A 14,447-nucleotide genomic window follows, 5' to 3' on the forward strand; every position below is an offset into this window, starting at 1 on the left:
CAATAAATTCTTTATTCAAAATATAATTACTCTATTTTACTCATTATAACTAAAGTTTTTTGACTACACAAAAAGATCATTACTAATAATGACCTTTTTAACTATCTTTATTTAATCTTGCTTAAGGCATCATTAACGGCATCCCGTAGTCCCCTACTGGTACTGGAAGCACCGGTAATTGTATCAACATCAGTACGATTTTGCTTAACCATTTCCTTAGGTAAAATCTCAATTGCTTTTTGTCCATAATCAGCTGATTCTGCCTGCTTCAACACTTCAATTTCTTGCAAATTCTTATTTTCATCAACAGTAACTCGGACTACAATTTCGTCACCCATACCGCGACTTGAACGACCAATGTATTGATTTTTAGCTGTGGGGTAAGTTTCCCGCCTTAAATCAGAATTTAAATGTTTCTCACTTACCGAAGCACCACTTGCCACGTCAGCTTCATTAGCCAATTTTGGTATTGCAGCATTTTCCCCAGCAATCTTACCCCAAATCAAACATTCGGCTAAGTTGCCACCACCTTGGTATTGATTGGCACTAATCCCACCTAATTCTCCTGCTGAATATAAGTGTGGAATTACTTGACCCTTAGTATCGATAATCTCAGCTTTCACATTTCTTCTGGGACCGCCTTGAGTATTAAGCATCGTTTGTTCCAGCTTAACTGCAAAAATTTCAGCTCCAGTAAAAGCTTGTAGAGTAGTTGACGCACGATGAAATTCGGAATCGTTATGTTCTTCACATGCATGATTAAACCTAGCTACCGTCTGATTCAAGACCGCTGGTTCAATTTCAATTTTTTCTGCTAATTCTGCTGGTGAACTAGCACTAATTATCTGATTATAATATGGTGCATAGCTACCAATTATTGGATCGTGATCAAGCTCCTCTTTCTTCTTGCTGTCAAAAATTAGATAGGGGTGGACTTGATTCATTGGCACTTTCCATTGACCATGATTCTTAATATGGCCATGTCGATTTTCTTCTGCTTCATTAAAATATCTTGTACCATCATCACCAATCACAAATGCGCTGCCATGAGCAACTTTTTCATTTTGTTCACCTAACATTAAACGACCGCGCTCACCTTGAGGTACAGCAAAAGCCATTCCGTGTAAGAGACCCAATGACTCAAAATTATGCATATGCCAAAGATCAGCACCAACTTCTTGTGCCAGCCGAACACCATCACCTTTATTGTAAAGTGTACCTAAAGGAGCTAATTTTTTTGCTCCTAAATAATCTTCAATCATGCGCTGATTATTTTCAAAACCGCCAGTAGCCAGTACTACACCATTTTTAGCTTGAACGTTTAGCCTCTTATTATCACGTTCAATTACAACGCCCTCAATTACTCTAGTTTGACCATTTTGAATTAATTCAATGGCTGGTGTATTATACAAAACATCAATCTTGCTTTGTCTTTTGCTTACTTGATTTTTTAAAATTTGCCATAAAGATGCATCAAACCATGATTTGGCGACCGTTGTAAAATCATGCGTTTCTGAACCTTCATATTCAGGAAATTCTTCAAATGCCCAACGTGATTGAGGTGCATAGTCTTTAGCACTGCATGGTTCTACTTCTAAATACTTAGAAACATATTCAGGCATTGCCACCATACCTTTAACATAAGTGTCAATCATCTCTTCATCTAATGACATCGGTGCTGTTAATTGTTGGTAATATTTTTTCATTTTGTTAAAATCTTCACCAGTTCCCAATAGCTGAGCAGAATAACGTGTATTCCCACCCTCATGGCCTTCTGGAGCAGCATCGACCAACAAAACCCGCGCATCTTGGTCCGCAGCAAAACGGGCAGCTGTTGCCCCCGCGCCACCAAATCCTAGTACTACAACATCATAATTGGCATCCCATTCAATATCTGCTTGGTAAATCATAAGCCTTCTCCTATATGCAATCGCTTTCATATATTTTATGAGAATAATAGCACATATTACAACCTCAAACAACCAATAATTTATAGTTATTCATTATCTGTAAGTTAGAAATAAAAATCGTTCATCAGTGATGAACGATTTAAACTTAATTATTAATATATTTTTTTAATTCTAAGCCTGATAAGCCTGCACTCAAGCCAACCAATAATTTAATTCTCGCCTTTTGCCCATTTAAGCCCCGACAATAAATAATTCCCATCTTATTTAAGTTAACTCCGCCGCCTTGATAATCATAAACCGGCTCAGCAATTCCATTAAAGCAACGTGAAACTAAAACTATTGGAATCTTATGCTCAACAAGTGCTTGAAGCTCTGGTAAGGTTTCAGGTGGCATATTACCAGCTCCTAAAGCCTCAATTACAATACCATTAGTTGCGGTCTGGTTCAAAGCCCGAAACAATTCCGTTCCCATCCCTGCGTAAGCTTTAACTAAAAATACTTGATCAACTACATAATTAATTGGTAGATGTTGTTGCGGTTTAATTGTCTGTACATAATTGACATGACCTTCTGAAACAATACCGATTGGCCCAAAGGTTGGCGTGCGAAAAGTGGCAACATTTGTAGTATGGGTCTTAGTTACATAACGTGCTGAATGAATTTCATCATTCATAACTACGACCACGCCTTTACCCACTGATTCTTTGGAACTAGCTACCATGATTGCCGTCCGAAAATTATATAGACCATCACTTCCAATTTCATTAGAAGAGCGCATTGCCCCTGTGACTACTACTGGCATGTTACTAGAAATAGTTAAATCTAAAAAAATTGCGGTTTCTTCTAAGGTATCCGTCCCGTGAGTTACCACCGCACCATAAAATCCCTCTGCTTCAGCCTGACGAATTCTGAGTGATAACTGTAACATTCGTTCTGGATTCATATGCGGCGAAGGTACATTAAAAATTTCTTCAGTTACTAGTTCAAGTTCACTTTTATTTTTTAGAGAAATATTAGCGAGTGGATTGCGTTCATTGGGTTTAATCTTACCTGATTCATCTTCTGACATTGAAATTGTACCGCCAGTATGTAAAATAAGGATTTTTTTAGTCATAATTGGTAACCCCTTCATCAATATAAAAATGTTGTTTTTACTTAAACACATTATAGCCGATTTGACTGGCTCTATTGCTGAAGTAGGACAATTTTAAAACAATTACTTATTCTCCATAAACCTCTTTTACCAAATCAAAAGTCGACCAAGCTTTAGGCCAGCCACAATAAAAGGCTAAATGAGTAATAATTTCAACCATTTCTTCTTTAGTTACCCCGTTATTTTGAGCAATTTTCAGATGCGCTTTTAATTGCGGAAAAGCACCTTGAGTCATTAAAGATGCGCAAGTAATTAAACTACGTTCCCGGGCAGATAATTGCTTTTCACGTGACCAAACTTGACCAAATAAAACATCATCATTCAATTCAGCAAACTTCGGGGCCAGCTTACCTAAATTATCACGTCCAGCTGTTTGTTTTTTCATCATTAATCCTCCAATTGTTGATATACTTCATCTGGTACTGGTTCAAGCCATTCTGGTGTACCACTTGTAATAGCCACATGCGCAAACCAACTATCCTTAGTCGCTCCATGCCAATGCTTGACTCCATCATGGACTACCACAACATCACCTGGATAAAGTTTTCGAGCCGGTTGACCCTCTGCTTGATACCAACCTTCACCAGCAGTTACCAATAAAATTTGAAACCCACCATTATGTTTATGCCAGTTATTACGACATCCAGGCTCAAAACTAACATTAGCTACATTAACATTGAGCTTGGGATCAGCTACTAAATTTTGCAAATAGCTTTGTCCAATAAAATATTTTTGGTAGGCCGTATTTTTTTCACCTAATGCAAATAGGGCTTGCTTAACTTCATTTTCATGTTTAATCATTTTGTTTCCTCTCCCTAATTCGATTTAAATAAGCTACAAAAGTTTCATCATCGGCAATGGTTGCATTTTTCTTACCTTCGTACCAAGCAATTTTTTGTTTAACAATGGTTAAACTATTTTTTAAATTAAATAATTGCGCTTCAGCCTGAACTTGGACTTGCTTGAGTAAAGCTAGGCGCTGACTAATTGTCTCATCTCCTTGAGCGCGTAAATCAACATATTTTTTCAGGTCAGTAATGGTCATCCCCGTGTCTTTTAAATGTAGGATAAAATTTAACCAAGCTAAATCTGCATCAGTATAAAATCGTTGACCCAAACTATCACGTTTTGGCGCCAACAAACCTTCTTGCTCATAATAACGCAAAGTTGCTGCTGGCAAATGAGTTACCTGACTAAATTGACCGATGCGATACTTATTCGTCCTTCTCATTAATTACTCCTAATTTTAATTTAGACAAGAATACTGTCTGTTTTTACTAAATTATAGGATAACCATACCCCTTAAAGTTAACTTTAAGTCAAGTATTTTGAATGTAAAATATTTGGTTAGTAAATTTAGTAATTATAAAAACCGCTAGTTACAAGCGACTAGCGGTTTGATTTCTTTTTTTATAGCTCAATTAATATCAATTATTAATTCTGGTAAACTGGCCTAATTAACCCAAAAATGTTCCACTATTTTGTGTTCTGGGTTGGAGCTTGATAAGCACTATCCTTAATATAAATATACTTGACTACTTGTGCTTCCGCTTTAAAGCGTCCTTTAGCATTATCTGTCCGCTTTTTTAGTAAATAACCTTTAACCGGCTTGAAGATCGAAGCATAACTAACTCCTTCTTTCCCCCTTAAAATTTCACTTTGGGCAATCAAATTATTATCCTCATCCACATAGTTAACTAGAACCTGACAATTACTAGTAGTTCCAGCTGTTGAATGCGGGGCTGAAACTTCAGGTTCAGTCACAGTCTCACTAGCAGCTGTAGTAACTGGTAAAATTTCTAATGCCGATGCTTGCTTATTAGACAATTTGTTTTTGTCAAAATTACACAATTTTTGTACAGCATTACCCATTACTTGCAATTGTTGCTTAGCTCTTTTTTTAAAGTTAGTTCTGTCAGCTAACAAGTCAGACCAAGAGATGTGCTTGTCTTTCAGTGATCGCTGTTGAAAATAAAAAAAGCTAACTGCCGCTGAAAGTACAATGCCACTCAACATTAATTTGGTGTGATGCTGATCGCTTCTTTTCATTTTATTCACCAATTACCCCTTCAATAATACAAAAAAATAAACTTTGCTTATAGTATAGCAAGTTAATTCAATACATGCACCGTTTAATAACTATAAAAAAATTTTATAACAAAAAAGACCATTCAGATTCCTCTAAAATAGTCTTTTACTGATTAATTAATCATCTAGCTTTTCTTTGTTAACAACCTTTAATTTGTCATCAAAAGTGTAGACAACTGGTTCACCAGTCTTCATTTCCAAATCCATAATATCTTCATCAGAAATGTTTTCAATGTACTTAGTCAAGGCACGAAGTGAATTACCATGAGCAGCAATAATAACGTTCTTACCAGCTAGTAAGTCAGGAGCAATATGATCTTCCCAGAATGGCATTACTCGCTCTAAGCAAACCTTTAAATTCTCTGTCCGTGGAATGATGTTCGGATCAAGATCAGCATAACGACGATCGTGCACTTGACTAAATTCTGAATCATCTTCCAATTTTGGTGGCAAAACATCATATGAACGACGCCAAATGTGAACTTGATCATCTCCATATTTGTCAGCAGTTGCTTGTTTATTCAAACCTTGCAAACCACCATAGTGACGTTCATTTAAACGCCATGATTTAGTTTCTGGTACCCATAGTTGGTCACTTTCAGCTAAAGCATAGTGCAAAGTCTTAATTGCACGTGTTAAAACTGAAGTATAAGCTTGGTCAAACTTAAGACCATGCGCTTTAATTAAACGACCAGCATTTTTGGCTTCTGCAACACCTTGTTCTGAAAGGTTAACATCAACCCAACCAGTAAACTTGTTTTCAAGATTCCATTCACTTTGTCCATGACGGATCAAAACTAATTTTGACATGAAATATCTCCTTTGCAAATTAAAAGCTTCACTTATTATTTTACACATTTAAATTTTGTTTTCATAGGGTTTAGAACTAAAAATCGTTTTTTAATTTAACATTTTACGATACAATAGAGATATTAATGATTATAAGAAAAGAGATTTTTTAACAAAATGAGATTAAAAAAAGTATTACTTGGTATGGGGCTCATTGTAGCACTGATTAGCAGTGGTTGTGCAGCACCAAAAAAGCCAGCTGAACCGGTTCTGAACAAATCAACCGTAATCAAAAAGTCACAACAAACTTTTAAAAGTGGCCAAGCCAAGCAGCTAATTAATTTAAAAACTGATACGGAAAGTCAAGTTATCACTTCTACATATACCTTTGGTGGTAATCCAACTATTTTTCATTTGAATTATCAAACTCAAGCTAAAGGCAAAAGCAGTAATTTAGAGGAATGGATCAGTAATACTAATAAGGCTTATATTAATGGGCAAAGTACGTGGTATGTTACTCCCCTTGATAAACTAACTGGACATTCATATAACGATATTGTCGACGCTGTTATGAATAACAAAATGCTACTAGATCCACCTAATAAACTCATTAATGCCTATCAAATGAAGCGGTCAAGTAATAAATATACTTTAACTGCAACACTTACTGATAAAAAAATAATGCAAGCTGCCGTTCAGCCAATCTTTAGGACAAATAACCAAAGCAAAAAACAATTACCAGCTTATAAACAACTCGCTCAAAAAGGGACCTATCAAAAAATGGACGTTAAACTTGTTGTTAAAAAGCAAAAATTGGCATCTTTTAGTTATAAAGTATATATGAAAATAGGAAAAATGATGCAACTTGAAGTTGGTCAAAGCTATGCCAATATTGGCACCCATGATTTTTTAAAGATGCCCAACAATGTTTTAGATGCGAAGCCTTTACCGCAAAAGAAAAAATAAAACTAATAAAAACACACTATAACCTTAGTTATAATGTGTTTTTTATTTTAGAGAGACAGGCACGCCTATTGCCCATCTATATCGAATCATCTAAGATTGAAGTAGTAATAGATATAATTTTTAAAAGGAGGATTATTCATGAAATTAGGAATCATTGGTAGTGGTATGATTGTACACGATTTTTTACAAACAGCAGATAAAATTGCCAATATGAAAATAACCGCTATTTCAACCACTGAACGCAGCCAACACGTTGCCCAAAGTCTGGCCAAACAATATAACATTAAAGATGTCTTTACAAATAACGAACTTTTATGTAACGATAACAACGTTGACACTGTTTATGTGGCTGTACCAAATTCATTACACTACCAAGTAGTAAAACAAGCTATTTTAGCTGGTAAAAATGTAATTTGTGAAAAGCCTTATGTAGCAACAGTTGCCGAAGCTACTGAGCTCAAGCAATTGGCTGACCAGCATAAGGTAATTATTTTAGAGGCAATTACAAATATTCATTTAAAAAATTATCAAGCAATCAAAAAAATAATAAATAAAATTGGACCCATTCACATTATTTGCCTCAATTATACTCAATATTCTAGTCGTTATGATGACTTTTTAGCCAATAAAATTGCGCCTGTCTTCGACCCCACTAAGGGGGGTGGAACCTTAATGGACCTAAATATATATAATATTCACCTAGTAGTTGGTCTTTTTGGCAAACCGATTAGTGTGCAATATTATCCAGTTATGCAAAAAGGTATTGATACTTCAGGTAGCTTAAATTTAGTTTACCCAGATAAGCAGGCCATTCTTATTGCAGCTAAAGACTGCTATACTACACCCCGTTCTTTTATTGAAGGAGAAAAAGGTTCTATTTATTTTGATGGATCAACAGGTGTTATTAACGACTTTACAGTTGAAATGCGTAATGGAGAAACTAACCGCTTACGTTTTAATCAATATTCACACCGTATGGCTAGCGAATTCAATAATTTCAGTAAAATTATTGATCAACATGATCAGCAAATGGCTAACAAATTATATGAGCATAGTACTGCTGTCATTGATGTTTTAGCTAAAGCTAAGGCATCGATTAAAAATTAATTTTTCTACATAAAAAAACAGTCCAAGGAAACAACCTACATCACTAAATAAAACGGTTTTAGCGATTAACTAAAAATTTCCTTTGAACTGTTTTTAATTACTTAAAATTAGTTACTTTCACAAATTGGTTAGCATTAATTGGATAATAAAATTCACCTGCAATATTAATAGGACTACCATAAACTTTGACGGCTTGATCACATTTAAGTTCCGGCTCATTCATAAGCACACCAGCTGTATCATAAATATAAGCATCCTGCTTCAAAGTTCGCTTTGTACCAATAATATTACTTGCATCAACATATTGATTATCATCAATTTTTAAGTATGGCTTACCATTTATAGTCTTAGACCCACTCAAGGTTACTTGCGTTCCAGCTAGCATTAATGGGGCACTAGTTAACTCACCGTTAGCATCGTAAATATAGGAATCGTGCATCAAAGTCTTCGTTCCTGTTGTTTCAGATTCATTTATGCTAGGATTATCAGTTCTATCATTTTTAGGATTAGGACTAGGTTCTGCTCCTTGCAAATTATAGTAATATTTCAGTAAGGCATAAAATTGATCCATTGAATAACCCCACCTAGCAAAGTAATCATCAGGATCAGTATGATTTGTTCCACCTAAAAAACGGGAGACTGCATGATGTGACCAAACTGTACCCTTGCCTGTATTGCAGGCGTTACTTGGTTTAATATTATAACGATGAAGTAGCTTAGCCGCATAAATTGCATCATTATTTACACTTTTAGCAAATTTAGCACGCGTGTTCTCTTGGCATAATTCAATTTGAATATAGCGATTGTTAGCAATTGCTCCTGCACCCCATACACCATAATTTGGCGTCATCATTTGGATTACCTGGCCGTGATCGACAAAGGCATGCACATATGAATACATGTTCTTCCACTCACGATTAAAATAAATTGCCTCATTATAAGCTGATGCACCAGGAGTGGCTGTTTCGTGAATAACAATTCCTTCTGGCTTACCCTTACGGTACTTAATTTTGTTACCATTAGCATAAAACTTATTATAGCGAATATTTTGTGTTTGCAACATTTTATATAAAAAAGTAACATTGCTATAACTATTTTGCTTAGCAATTGAATTTACGGTAGCAGCTTCAACTACTTGATTTTGATTTATTTTAAAAATAGGGATAACTAAACCTACTCCGATAGCAATAGTAGTTATTAGTTTCTTTATCTTCATCTAAAAGTTAGTTCCTCATTTCTTGCTGATAGGGGTTGGTTAATTAAGGCTAAAATCTGCGCGCTTAATGTATTGGTTGACCCCAATACGGTAATATTGCACACCATAAATAGAGACTGCTGCCCCATAAGTGGCCACAGATTTACCTTTTTTCATAATTTCTTGGTTATCACGATTACCATAATTATTATAAACATAGGTATCATGTTTTAAAATTCTCATTGTACCATCAATATTGCCACCGGCAAGGTAATGGTTTTGCCCAATACGGTAATATTTTTTATTATTAATAGTCTTGGTACCATAAGTAGCAATTACCTTGCCGTTACCACTAACCTTAATGGCTTTCATACCTTTAGCTTTGTTACCTTTAGCATCGTAAATGTAAGCTGTATGCATTAAAGTCTTGTTAACTTTCTTTTCATTCTTTGGTGCCTGCGCTGCCGGTGGTAAGGCACTACCCATTTCCAAAACTGAGTCATTTACCCAGCCTTTACCTGAAATATATAGGCGTTGTTTACCATTATAAAAAGTAATGGTCTTAGTAACTGTCACCGCATCACCCTTACTAATCGAATCAGTCTTAGTCGTTACACTGTGATCAGTTGGCCAAGCATAAGTTGCACCTGACTTTTTAACAACATAAGACTTGCTGGTACTAGACACTTGCGGATCATATTGGGTTAAATTGTAAGTTGTAATTCTATTATTTAAGATGGTGTTGTAGTTATTGGCAGTCGCATATGTTCCTGTCAAAGCTTTAGTTGCATCAGTATATGCAGTGGCATTTTCAAGCCAAGCACCCTGATAACGGTCAGGTTGCCAAGAAACACCTTGGCGCAACTTCTTACCATTATCATCAAATGAGTTTTGATAACTAGGATATTTTCTAAATTTAGCAACGATATAATAGCTCTTGCCGTTTTTATCTTCTTCTCGCGTTCTCGCTGCATACGTTTCACCTGGCCAGCTATCATCAGCTTTCATGCCAAATAAATTATTAGCGTTCACTGCTAACCCTGATTGTCCCCAATTAGATTCAACAATTGCTTGTGCAATCATAACTGATGGGTATAAACCATATTTTTTAGCAACTTTTTGTGCTTGTGAAGCTGCAGTATTTAAAAATGTTGCTTCATTACCTTGAGCTGCTGAAACTGGCTTAGTTTGCCAAATAGAATTGGCAATCAGGTTGTTGGTAACCGGTCCAACAGCAGTTGTTGCAAGTACTGCTGCCGAAATACCGGTGATTAGTTTCTTTTTCATAAATTATGTTTCCTCCTTAACTGACACTTTTATTGTATCGAGCAATCTTACTATAAACAATAGGTTAGTTTTAATTGTAGTCAAAAAGTAATATTGAATACGTTATATTACAAATCGTAATCTAAAATCAAAATTTTCCGTAAATGGACTAATAGCTGACGTTTAACTCGTTGCAATTGTACTCGATTAATCTGATTCTTTTGCGCAATAGATGTAATTGATTGTCCATTAATTAAATGACTATAAAATAACATTCTTTCAGTATTGTTCAGCTTAGGAAGCTCTTGTGCTAACGCCAAGTTGAGCTCAGGACTACTAAATTGTCTATTTGTTATTAATAATTTCAAAACATGTTCAAGATTTTGGTTACGCTTTTCTTTACGTAATAAATCGATTGTATGCCAAACTACTTTTCGAAAACTCAAGCGGTTCAATTCCCTTGTCAACTTTCCATGTAGTTCAATCATCCCAGCATAAGTGATAATTCCTTCTTGAAATAAATCTTCATAACCTTGATAAGTTCGGCTAACATGTACATATTTCAAAGCATCTCGGACTAATTTTTGATTATGCCAAGCCAGCAAAAATGCCTGCTTACTAATCTTCATTTGTGACATTCCTTTTAATATATTGTCACAAGCGCTTGTGCATCATCAGATTAGCAAGTTTAAATTAATTCTGAAAACCATAATTAACCTGAGCTAAAATGCCATTAGCTTAATTAACCTTATTTTCTAGTATTATTAATATTTTACGCGGGCTTTTAACTGTAGGCGACCAAAATCCGGTTAAAAAACAGCTAAACCGAATTGGTTTAGCTGTTACTTTAATATAACGTATCTGGTCGTTTGCTTAAATAATATACTGTCTTATTTGCCTCAATTAAATAAGGCATTTCAAATTCGTCAGCTAAATAGTGTACATACCTTAGTTGCCTTTTTTGATTAACAGCAGAAATAATACTCTTCAAGGAAAGATCACCTATTGCCTTATGCGGATGAAAATAATCAGATTGATCAATCAACGAGGGCCCACGTTTTTTGGATAAAGTAATCCCAAAATAAATAGCTGCATGCTGTGCTAATAATTTAGAAATTACATGATTAAAAAATAAAGCATTAGATATCTTTTCAAATAAATATTTACTATGCTTATTGAAAATAAAACTGTACCGATGCCCGTTATAGTTAATTGTTTTAAAAATAACGGTTGCTGAACTTAAAAACTCAAATTTACTAATTTGATGTAAGGCTATCCAGTCAACATTGCTACTATTATAGCTTTGGAGGGAAAAGTAGGTTAAATTCCCAGTTGCAATTACATTATGTCCTTTTAAATTAAGTTTATCGGCTAATTCTCGTTGAAATTCTAACCCACCAAGTAAGACTTTTTGTGAAAAAGCAGTGATTAGGGCACTACTACTTTGCTGACAAAGTACAATCCCTTCTTGACAATCAAAAATCACGCTTTTATAAATTCCTAAAAATGGTTGCTGATGAAATTCATAAATTGCAAGTGTATTGGCATTAAGCAAATAAGTGTTAGTCCTAATTAAATATTGCTCTACTGCCTTATCTTTTCCAACTCGTTCCTGTAATAACTGCTTTGACCAAACTTGATAGCGCGGGTTATGTGGTAAGTGACAAGTAGTATGCGTCTTATTCATGATAATACTCCTTTCTAGCACAATAAAATATACATTTATAGTAATACTATCATGAACAACTTTAACTTAAACACCAAAAAACGGAAACGATAATCGTTTCCGCTCTGGTAATTAATTATTTAATTGACTAATTAATTAAAAGTTAGCAACTTTAACGTATTGCTTAGCAGGTCCACCGATACGGTAGTATGACTTACCATTCTTGAACTTGTAAGGGTTACCGTAAGTAGTTACCTTCTCACCCTTACGCAATACACGACGGTCAGCACGCTTGGTGCTAGTCTTGTAAACGTAAGCATTGTGAGTCAAAGTACGTACAGTACCATCAATGTTGTCAGCCATTACGTATTGGTTGTCACCAATCTTGTAAACTAAGCTACCATCAGCAAGCTTAGTAGCTTTACCATAAACGTCAACGTTAGTGTAAGCTGCTAAAGTCTTGTCGCCAACACGCTTGTGGTTAGCATCGTAAATGTAAGCATTGTGCATAACCTTCTTAGTTACCTTGTCGCCAGGTTTAACTGAACCATCAACGTACTTAGTTTCTACGTAAAGGTCTGAATCGGCACTGTTAATGTGAGTGTATGACTTACCATTAACTACAATTGCATCACCAAAAGTAGCAATTTGGTCACCGTTCTTAACAACAGTCTTAGTGTCAGTTACAGTGTTACCAGTAATCTTGTAAACTGGAACATCTACATCTGATTGAACAGTCTTATAAGTAGCACCCTTAGTACCAACAGTTAACATGAAGGTTACCTTAGTAGTCTTCTTGTCAGCGTTAGTAGCAGAAACAGTAACTGGGTACTTACCAGCAACCTTAGTGTTTACCTTGCTGATATCAACAGTTGGTGTCATAGCAGCTGCACCAGTAGTGTTACTTACTTTTGCAGTAAAGGCATCTTCAATAGCCTTCTTGTCAACTACACCATTAACTGGTACATAGTTGAAGCTTGCGCTATCTGGAAGAGCATCAATTGTCTTATTACCAACATAACCAGTACCATTGTAGCTGATTAATGGGAATGAATCATCAGTAGCAGCTTGTGGATTAACAGTAACTACAAAAGTAGCAGTTTTACCATTAGTTGACTTCAAGTTCAAAGTAACTGGGAAAGCAGCTGCTGGCTTATCAAAACTACTATCAGCCTTTACAGTTACACCAGCATTCTTAAGTGCAGCGCGAACATCTGCCTCAACATCAGCAAATGAAGCAGTAGCAGCATTAGCATCAGTAGTGGTGTTAGCAGCTACATACTTAGCGTTAATTGCAGCTACTACAGCAGCTACATTCAATTGAGCACTAGTAAGATCAACTGAGCCAGCATCTACAGCCTTACCATCAGTCTTGTTTTCTCTAACGTAAGGTGCACCAGTCTTAGTTGCATCAGCAAGGTTGAAGCCGTCACTTACAATACCAAAACCAGCAATTGTACCAGTTGCATCAGCAGTAACAGTGTAAGTAGCACCATTAGCTGTAATCTTGTATTCCTTATTAGCTGTTAAACCAGTAAGAGTAATAGTAGCAGCAGCATAGTAAGTAGCACCAGTAGCAAGTTGTGTAACTTCAGTACCGGAACCTACTTTACCTTTAGCTGGAGCTGTAGCATCAGCTGTAGCTGTGTAAACCTTAGCTTTTGAAACAGATACTGAAGCACCTGTTGGCAAAGTTGGGGTTGCAAGTGATGCAGTTACTTTAGAAGCTGGATCATTTGCTGCTAAACTAGCAACGTTAGTGATGTTTAACTTGATTGAAGCTTCAGCTGGAGCTGTATTAGTAGTTCCACCTTCAACCGGTACGTTAATATCAGCTGAAACAGTTGATACAACAGAAGTAGCAACTGGGGCTACGGCTAATAATGCAGCAGCAGCAGCGCTAACAATTCTTAAATTTTTCTTCATGTGGTCTTTCCTCCTTGTGTATATACAAAATAGTAATAGGCTATAGGTTCAGTCGTTTTGATCCTACATTGTTACAACACCCTTCGAGTCGAATTCATAAGTTTATAACTCTTATGAGGTAGCTCTCCAACTGAAGAACGCGCATGCGTACAGGCTGTCGAACCTGAAGCATAGCTATTACTTACCACATTCCATATTGTACCTAGCTTTAAACTAAAATGCAAGGTATGGGGTTATTTTACATACTTTTGTAATAAACGGTTTCATTTTTTTCAAAATGACTAAATTTTGCAATATTAATTAAGCCTATGAATTCAGTTTTTTTATCAAATTAAAGTTATAATCGTTATTTTATTTTACTTTTTATTTTACAAAATATTA

Annotated in this window: 14 protein-coding genes; 2 read left to right on the forward strand and 12 right to left on the reverse strand. The window is 35.6% G+C overall.

The window, feature by feature from the left end:
• Positions 1–107: 107 nt before the first annotated feature.
• The 7 genes from F5ESL0237_RS06765 to F5ESL0237_RS06795 form a co-directional block, all read right to left on the reverse strand.
• Positions 108–1,910, reverse strand: coding sequence for an FAD-binding protein (locus F5ESL0237_RS06765; protein ID WP_122024982.1), 1,803 nt, complete (start codon positions 1,908–1,910; stop codon positions 108–110).
• Positions 1,911–2,055: 145 nt separating this feature from the next.
• Positions 2,056–3,024, reverse strand: a complete 969-nt coding sequence (locus F5ESL0237_RS06770) for an asparaginase (protein ID WP_090092543.1) — start codon at positions 3,022–3,024, stop codon at positions 2,056–2,058.
• 106 nt (positions 3,025–3,130) lie between these two features.
• Complete coding sequence (locus F5ESL0237_RS06775; protein WP_090092544.1) at positions 3,131–3,451, reverse strand: carboxymuconolactone decarboxylase family protein; 321 nt, start codon at positions 3,449–3,451, stop codon at positions 3,131–3,133.
• Complete coding sequence (locus tag F5ESL0237_RS06780) at positions 3,451–3,864, reverse strand: cupin domain-containing protein (protein WP_090092545.1); 414 nt, start codon at positions 3,862–3,864, stop codon at positions 3,451–3,453. The genes F5ESL0237_RS06775 and F5ESL0237_RS06780 overlap by 1 nt, the downstream gene beginning before the upstream one ends.
• Positions 3,857–4,294, reverse strand: coding sequence for a MerR family transcriptional regulator (locus tag F5ESL0237_RS06785; RefSeq protein WP_122024983.1), 438 nt, complete (start codon positions 4,292–4,294; stop codon positions 3,857–3,859). Before F5ESL0237_RS06785 ends, F5ESL0237_RS06780 begins: the two co-directional genes overlap by 8 nt.
• A 245-nt stretch (positions 4,295–4,539) precedes the next feature.
• Positions 4,540–5,112, reverse strand: a complete 573-nt coding sequence (locus tag F5ESL0237_RS06790) for a MucBP domain-containing protein (protein WP_147440990.1) — start codon at positions 5,110–5,112, stop codon at positions 4,540–4,542.
• 156 nt (positions 5,113–5,268) lie between these two features.
• On the reverse strand, positions 5,269–5,961 hold the full coding sequence (locus F5ESL0237_RS06795; RefSeq protein WP_090092548.1) for a 2,3-diphosphoglycerate-dependent phosphoglycerate mutase: 693 nt from the start codon (positions 5,959–5,961) through the stop codon (positions 5,269–5,271).
• Between the two features lie 156 nt (positions 5,962–6,117).
• Here F5ESL0237_RS06795 and F5ESL0237_RS06800 point away from each other — a divergent pair, with 156 nt between their 5' ends.
• A complete protein-coding gene (locus tag F5ESL0237_RS06800; RefSeq protein WP_233551954.1) occupies positions 6,118–6,906 on the forward strand; it encodes a hypothetical protein in 789 nt (262 codons plus the stop codon).
• A 138-nt stretch (positions 6,907–7,044) separates the two neighbouring features.
• On the forward strand, positions 7,045–8,013 hold the full coding sequence (locus F5ESL0237_RS06805; protein WP_122024985.1) for a Gfo/Idh/MocA family protein: 969 nt from the start codon (positions 7,045–7,047) through the stop codon (positions 8,011–8,013).
• Between the two features lie 97 nt (positions 8,014–8,110).
• Here the strand turns inward: F5ESL0237_RS06805 and F5ESL0237_RS06810 are convergent, their stop codons facing one another.
• The 5 genes from F5ESL0237_RS06810 to F5ESL0237_RS06830 form a co-directional block, all read right to left on the reverse strand.
• Entirely contained in the window at positions 8,111–9,229 is a 1,119-nt protein-coding gene (locus F5ESL0237_RS06810) for an SLAP domain-containing protein (RefSeq protein WP_122024986.1), read from the reverse strand.
• Between the two features lie 39 nt (positions 9,230–9,268).
• Positions 9,269–10,495: a glucosaminidase domain-containing protein gene (locus F5ESL0237_RS06815; RefSeq protein ID WP_122022264.1), complete on the reverse strand. Its 1,227-nt coding sequence runs from the start codon at positions 10,493–10,495 to the stop codon at positions 9,269–9,271.
• A gap of 107 nt (positions 10,496–10,602) precedes the next feature.
• Complete coding sequence (locus tag F5ESL0237_RS06820) at positions 10,603–11,103, reverse strand: sigma-70 family RNA polymerase sigma factor (RefSeq protein ID WP_122024987.1); 501 nt, start codon at positions 11,101–11,103, stop codon at positions 10,603–10,605.
• Between the two features lie 218 nt (positions 11,104–11,321).
• Complete coding sequence (locus tag F5ESL0237_RS06825; RefSeq protein ID WP_122024988.1) at positions 11,322–12,161, reverse strand: hypothetical protein; 840 nt, start codon at positions 12,159–12,161, stop codon at positions 11,322–11,324.
• Positions 12,162–12,296: 135 nt separating this feature from the next.
• The gene (locus F5ESL0237_RS06830) at positions 12,297–14,066 is read right to left on the reverse strand and encodes an SLAP domain-containing protein (RefSeq protein ID WP_122024989.1); all 1,770 of its coding nucleotides are present in this window, start codon (positions 14,064–14,066) and stop codon (positions 12,297–12,299) included.
• Positions 14,067–14,447: the final 381 nt, after the last annotated feature.

Origin of the sequence: Lactobacillus sp. ESL0237, from assembly GCF_003692985.1 — a bacterium.
GTDB lineage: Bacteria > Bacillota > Bacilli > Lactobacillales > Lactobacillaceae > Lactobacillus > Lactobacillus bombicola.

Bases quoted from the DNA above. Each gene is read 5' to 3' on its own strand.
- F5ESL0237_RS06765 (WP_122024982.1), bottom strand. From the start codon at position 1,910: ATGATTTACCAAGCAGATATTGAATGGGATGCCAATTATGATGTTGTA.
- F5ESL0237_RS06770 (WP_090092543.1), bottom strand. From the start codon at position 3,024: ATGACTAAAAAAATCCTTATTTTACATACTGGCGGTACAATTTCAATG.
- F5ESL0237_RS06775 (WP_090092544.1), bottom strand. From the start codon at position 3,451: ATGATGAAAAAACAAACAGCTGGACGTGATAATTTAGGTAAGCTGGCC.
- F5ESL0237_RS06780 (WP_090092545.1), bottom strand. From the start codon at position 3,864: ATGATTAAACATGAAAATGAAGTTAAGCAAGCCCTATTTGCATTAGGT.
- F5ESL0237_RS06785 (WP_122024983.1), bottom strand. From the start codon at position 4,294: ATGAGAAGGACGAATAAGTATCGCATCGGTCAATTTAGTCAGGTAACT.
- F5ESL0237_RS06790 (WP_147440990.1), bottom strand. From the start codon at position 5,112: ATGAAAAGAAGCGATCAGCATCACACCAAATTAATGTTGAGTGGCATT.
- F5ESL0237_RS06795 (WP_090092548.1), bottom strand. From the start codon at position 5,961: ATGTCAAAATTAGTTTTGATCCGTCATGGACAAAGTGAATGGAATCTT.
- F5ESL0237_RS06800 (WP_233551954.1), top strand. From the start codon at position 6,118: ATGAGATTAAAAAAAGTATTACTTGGTATGGGGCTCATTGTAGCACTG.
- F5ESL0237_RS06805 (WP_122024985.1), top strand. From the start codon at position 7,045: ATGAAATTAGGAATCATTGGTAGTGGTATGATTGTACACGATTTTTTA.
- F5ESL0237_RS06810 (WP_122024986.1), bottom strand. From the start codon at position 9,229: ATGAAGATAAAGAAACTAATAACTACTATTGCTATCGGAGTAGGTTTA.
- F5ESL0237_RS06815 (WP_122022264.1), bottom strand. From the start codon at position 10,495: ATGAAAAAGAAACTAATCACCGGTATTTCGGCAGCAGTACTTGCAACA.
- F5ESL0237_RS06820 (WP_122024987.1), bottom strand. From the start codon at position 11,103: ATGAAGATTAGTAAGCAGGCATTTTTGCTGGCTTGGCATAATCAAAAA.
- F5ESL0237_RS06825 (WP_122024988.1), bottom strand. From the start codon at position 12,161: ATGAATAAGACGCATACTACTTGTCACTTACCACATAACCCGCGCTAT.
- F5ESL0237_RS06830 (WP_122024989.1), bottom strand. From the start codon at position 14,066: ATGAAGAAAAATTTAAGAATTGTTAGCGCTGCTGCTGCTGCATTATTA.